This is a genomic window from Mesorhizobium sp. M7A.F.Ca.CA.001.10.2.1 (genome assembly GCF_003998575.1).
In the GTDB taxonomy this organism is placed as follows: domain Bacteria; phylum Pseudomonadota; class Alphaproteobacteria; order Rhizobiales; family Rhizobiaceae; genus Mesorhizobium.
The window spans coordinates 1-4,407 of the sequence record NZ_RZQY01000514.1 but is presented as its reverse complement, the minus strand read 5'-3'; the positions used below and the strand labels follow the sequence as shown (position 1 = coordinate 4,407).

The window sequence follows — 4,407 nt, the reverse complement described above, 5'->3', positions numbered from 1 at the left end:
GCCGACGCGGGCGTCGGCGAGCCGCTGGATGTCGCTGTCGAACGAACGCGACACGACGTGACGGGCGGCTTCCATGCGTCCGGCGAAGTCGCTGGCGCGGGCTTCGAGCATGGAGGAGGTCGAGGTGACGATATCGGCCATGTCGGCGCCGATCTGGGTCTTGCCCTGATCGATCATCGCCGACAGCGTGTCCTTGCTCTCGGCGAAGGTGTGCGCGATTTCGCGGGCGCGCTCGACCAGCGTTTCGTTGATCTGGCGGGCACGGGCCTCGAGTGCCGCATTGAGCTTCTGCGTTCCGGTGTCCAGCGCCTCGGCGCGGGTCTGGAACTCGCTGATCAGGGCCTGGCCGCGTTCGGCGAGAGTCCGCTCGATGCCGTTGAGGCTGGCCTCGAATTCGGAATTGAGAGTGCGCGCGGCACCGCCGAGCAGCGACACCATGCCTGTGGTGCGATCGTCGAGCAGATCGGTCAACGACCGTGTCAGGCCGTCAGTGGTGTCCGTCAGCTTGGCGATGCGGGTGTCGAGAAGGCTGGCGAAGGCCTCGCCCGAGGTCGACAGACGGTCGGTGATCGAATCGAGCCGGCCTTCGACGGAATCGAAGATCGACATCGAGCTTTCGTTGATGCGGTCGATCAGCGTGTCGCCGGAATTGGTGATCGTCATCGACAATTTGGTCGACGCATTGAGGATCGAGTCGCGGATGATGTCGGAGGCGGCGCCGATCTCGTCCTTCAGCGTCTCATGCGCGCCGGTGATCGAAGCGCGGACGCGCTCGGCATGGGTGACGACGGCTTCGCGCTCGCTGCCGAGCCCGTCGACCAGCGAACGGATGCGGGATTCATTCTCGGAATAGGAGCGTTCGATCTGGTTGACTTCGCTGTGGACCAGCGTTTCCAGCTCGACCGCGCGGGCAAGCGTGCGTTCGATGCCTTCGCCCATGGCCGCGACCTCGCGACGAACGGCCTGGCCGATCATCATGACGCGATCCTGGGCAAGGTTTTCCGGCTCGGTCAGGCGGAAGGCCACTTCGGTCATCGACTGTGCGGCGATGCGCATTTCCTGGGCGCGGCGAATCATGGCGGCGAAGGCCCAGAACAGGATGACGGGCACGATGGCCGCGACCGCAAGGCCGATCAGCTCCGGACGGGCAAGGAACTGGTCGAGCGTACGGATTCTCCAGATGCTCGGTCCGAAAAGCAGATTGGCCAAACCGCCGGCGCCAGCGAACCAGGCGAGCGAAACGAAGGCAACGACCCAGTAAATGGTGTTCGAGGCACGCCTGTTGAGGCTGTGCAGGAGCGTCTTATAGTCCTTCTGGCGATCGTCATTGGCCGGTGCGAAACCAGCGGGCTGGGCGCCATTGCGCGGTTCCACGGGGCGCAATTCGGCAGGCTTTGCCTTGGGCGCGGGTTTCGCGGCGTGGTTCTGATTGACTACGGGCTCCGGGTTTTGTTCCGGCTTATGATTGCGTCCCTCGCGCGCCAACTCGTCGGCCGCCTGGGATATCTGAGCTTCCAGATCCTCCATAGAAGCCGCGATGTCGAGGTCGCCGTTGCCGATCTCGTTGCTGAGGTCGAGATCGAGCGCCTTTTCCAGTTCCCTGGCCACGTCGCTGTCGAGAGTTCTCGTCGTCGTTGGTTTCTTTGCCATGCCTTCGCTACCCTGTACTAGCTGCCGCGGGCTTATAATTCTGTTTGTCTTGCCCCGCGCAGGAGGCTGAAAATGGACCCCTCGTATCGTAATGACACAGGGGGGTAAAGAAAACATGCATTCCGCGGGATACGTAAAACTTTAAATATAAGGTTAACGGAACTGTGATTTGGGCGCCGCTTTGGCAACATTTTTCCCGGCCATTCATTAACCCGTTGTCCATTGGATTCGCCTAGGTTTTTGGGCGAATCGAAGAAACGGAGTTCGAGTTCATGCGTGGCGAAAGCGGCATTGCCTTCTCAATGCCCGGGGGCGACGTATCCGGACCAAGGCGGTCACGGCCGGTCGATTTGGCACACCTTGCCCGCCAGACGATGGGTGACCGCAGCCTTGAGCAAGAGGTGCTGGCGCTGTTTGTACAGCAGGCGCTGTCCGTGCGCGACAGAATAGTCGACGCCGACATCAAGGACCGGCTTCTGCTCGCCCATGGATTGAAGGGTTCGGCACGGGGCGTCGGCGCCTTTGCCATCGCCGATTGCGCCACCGAGATCGAGCATCGGCCGGAAGACGGCCAGACGCTCAAACGGCTTGGCATGCTGATCGACGAAGTGCGCGATTTCATCGCCGCCATCAACCGCTGAATCCGCGCTGAACCCGATTTGCGGAAAAACGTCATCGGGCGGCGCTTTCATGCGGCAGTTGACTTGTCAGCCGGAGTGATTATCTCGGCTGGAACTCCCTTCAGGTGACAAATGACCAAGCTGACTTTCATTGCCCATGACGGCACGCATTTCGACATGGACGCCGAGAACGGCTCTACGGTCATGGAGAACGCGATCCGCAACGCCGTGCCCGGGATCGAAGCCGAATGCGGCGGTGCCTGCGCCTGTGCCACCTGTCACGTCTATGTCGACGAAGCCTGGACGGCTGAAGTCGGCGAGCCGGAAGCGATGGAAGAGGACATGCTGGACTTCGCTTACGACGTCCAGCCGAACTCACGGCTGTCGTGCCAGATCAAGGTGCGAGACGCGCTCGACGGTCTCATTGTGCGGGTGCCTGCCCGTCAGGGATAAGCGCAGTATCTTTGCCAACTGATTTTTCCCGCTGCGGCTTGGCAGCGGAGCGATGGTCATGCAGTGTCCTGCTGTTTCACTACAGCGCCGCGCGTCCTCTTGGACGCGCAAAGGACGCTGTAGCACTTTTATTTGCGCATGATCCTTTCCGAAAATCGATCCGATTTTCGGGGTCATGCGCAGCGAGGCACAGGCATGACCGACATTATCAGGACAGACGTGCTTATTGTCGGGGCAGGACCGGTTGGCCTGTTTGCCGTGTTCGAGCTCGGCCTGTTCGACATGAAATGCCACCTGATCGACATTCTCGATCGGCCGGGCGGCCAGTGCGCGGAGCTCTATCCGGAAAAGCCGATCTACGACATTCCAGGCTGGCCTTCGATCTCGGCGCAGGGGCTGGTCGACAAATTGCTCGAGCAGATCGCGCCGTTCAAGCCTGATTTCAGCTACAACCGAATGGTTTCCAGCCTGGAAAAACTGGAGGACGGCAGTTTTCGCGTCACCACCGACGAAAACGAGGTGTTCGAGGCCAAGGTGGTGGTGATTGCCGCCGGCGGCGGCTCCTTCCAGCCCAAGCGTCCGCCGATCCCCGGCATAGAGCCCTATGAAGGCAAGAGCGTCTTCTATTCGGTGCGCCGGATGGAGGATTTTCGCGGCCATGACCTCGTTATCGTCGGTGGCGGCGACTCGGCACTCGACTGGACGCTGAACCTGCAGCCGGTGGCAAAGAGCGTGACGCTGGTGCACCGGCGGCCCGAGTTCCGTGCCGCCCCCGACAGCGTCAACAAGATGTATGCCATGCAGGAGATGAGGCAGCTGGAGTTCCAGGTCGGGCAGGTGACCGGATTGACCGGTGCCGACGGCCAACTGTCATCGGCCACCATCAAGGGACCTGACGGCGATGTCGAGGTGCCTTGCACGCGCATGCTGCCGTTCTTCGGCCTGACCATGAAGCTCGGACCGATCGCGGAGTGGGGTCTCAACCTTCACGAGAACCTTATTCCGGTCGATACCGAGAAGTTCCAGACATCGGTGCCCGGTATCTTCGCGGTCGGCGACATCAACTGGTATCCGGGCAAGCTGAAGCTGATCCTGTCTGGCTTCCACGAAGTGGCGCTGATGGCGCAGGCCGCCAAGCGCATCATCAGCCCCGGCGAGCGCATCGTTTTCCAGTACACGACCTCATCGACCAGCCTGCAGAAGAAGCTCGGCGTCTCCGGCTGAAGCTTACTCGGCGAGGATGGGCGCCGCATTGTCGGCGTAACCGCGAAGCTCCTTTTCGGGCATCAGCGTCAGCGTGATCAGCCCCAGCAGCAATGTAACGGCGGCGACGGCAAAGATCATCACGAACGGCTCGACCGTCGCGCTATGGCCCACGATCCGCACGCCTTCACCGGCAAGTGGCAAGCCGTAGCCCAGAGCGACCGCGCCGAGCATCGCGACACCAAGCGCACTGCCAAGCGAACGCAGGAATGTCAGCACGCCCGTCGCGACGCCGAGATGCACGCGATCGACGGCGTTCTGGACCGACACGGTGGTGACCGGAAACGTCGTTCCGGTTCCAAACCCGATGCAGATCGTCAAGACCTCTACCTCCAGCAGCGTTGCATATCCTGCGACGACGGCCAGCAGGCAGAGGCACAGCATGCTGAAGACGACGCCCACCATCGCGATGCGCTTGTAG

3 protein-coding genes and 2 pseudogenes are annotated in these 4,407 nt (G+C 61.6%); 3 read left to right on the top strand and 2 right to left on the bottom strand.

Annotation, left to right across the window (positions count from 1 at the left end):
* Window positions 1–1,650, bottom strand: a pseudogene (locus tag EN964_RS26180) (kinesin); the annotation flags it as partial.
* Between the two features lie 272 nt (window positions 1,651–1,922).
* Here EN964_RS26180 and EN964_RS26175 point away from each other — a divergent pair.
* The 3 genes from EN964_RS26175 to EN964_RS26165 all read left to right on the top strand — a co-directional run bounded on the left by EN964_RS26175 (window position 1,923) and on the right by EN964_RS26165 (window position 3,947).
* A complete protein-coding gene (locus EN964_RS26175; protein ID WP_127269546.1) occupies window positions 1,923–2,291 on the top strand; it encodes an Hpt domain-containing protein in 369 nt (122 codons plus the stop codon).
* A gap of 111 nt (window positions 2,292–2,402) precedes the next feature.
* Window positions 2,403–2,723 carry a 2Fe-2S iron-sulfur cluster-binding protein gene (locus EN964_RS26170; RefSeq protein ID WP_056582251.1) on the top strand — a complete coding sequence of 107 codons (321 nt, stop codon included), beginning with the start codon at window positions 2,403–2,405 and terminating at the stop codon, window positions 2,721–2,723.
* A 195-nt stretch (window positions 2,724–2,918) separates the two neighbouring features.
* Window positions 2,919–3,947, top strand: coding sequence for an NAD(P)/FAD-dependent oxidoreductase (locus EN964_RS26165; RefSeq protein ID WP_127269545.1), 1,029 nt, complete (start codon window positions 2,919–2,921; stop codon window positions 3,945–3,947).
* A 3-nt stretch (window positions 3,948–3,950) separates the two neighbouring features.
* On the opposite strand, the pseudogene EN964_RS26160 reads toward EN964_RS26165, so the two are convergent.
* Window positions 3,951–4,407 (bottom strand): annotated as a pseudogene (locus tag EN964_RS26160) (MFS transporter); the annotation flags it as partial.

Excerpts from the sequence above, each read along its gene's own strand:
- EN964_RS26165 (WP_127269545.1), top strand. The coding sequence starts at position 2,919 with ATGACCGACATTATCAGGACAGACGTGCTTATTGTCGGGGCAGGACCG.
- EN964_RS26175 (WP_127269546.1), top strand. The coding sequence starts at position 1,923 with ATGCGTGGCGAAAGCGGCATTGCCTTCTCAATGCCCGGGGGCGACGTA.
- EN964_RS26170 (WP_056582251.1), top strand. The coding sequence starts at position 2,403 with ATGACCAAGCTGACTTTCATTGCCCATGACGGCACGCATTTCGACATG.